The sequence below is a fragment of the Nonomuraea sp. NPDC048916 genome, assembly GCF_040649575.1.
Taxonomy (GTDB): Bacteria; Actinomycetota; Actinomycetes; order Streptosporangiales; family Streptosporangiaceae; genus Nonomuraea.
Window position 1 is genome coordinate 1 of the sequence record NZ_JBEZFS010000262.1, and the last position, 415, is coordinate 415.

General features: G+C 65.5%; 1 pseudogene. It reads left to right on the top strand.

Going from position 1 to position 415, the window contains the following annotated elements:
- A pseudogene (locus tag AB0C16_RS40770) lies at window positions 1-415 on the top strand (DNA-directed RNA polymerase subunit beta'); the annotation flags it as partial.

Below are 415 nucleotides of genomic sequence, written 5' to 3' on the forward strand. Positions count from 1 at the left end.
CGACGTGCTGCGCATCCTCGGCCAGCGTGCGGTCCAGGTCCACCTGGTCGGCGAAGTCCAGAAGGTCTACAACTCGCAGGGCGTGTCGATCCACGACAAGCACATCGAGATCATCATCCGGCAGATGCTGCGCCGGGTGACGATCATCGAGTCGGGCGACGCGGAGCTGCTGCCCGGCGAGCTGGTCGAGCGGTCGAAGTTCGAGACCGAGAACCGTCGTGTGGTCACCGAGGGCGGTCACCCCGCCTCCGGCCGTCCGCAGCTGATGGGTATCACCAAGGCCTCGCTGGCGACCGAGTCGTGGCTGTCGGCGGCGTCCTTCCAGGAGACGACCAGGGTTCTGACGGACGCGGCGATCAACGCCAAGTCCGACTCCCTGATCGGCCTCAAGGAGAACGTCATCATCGGTAAGCTC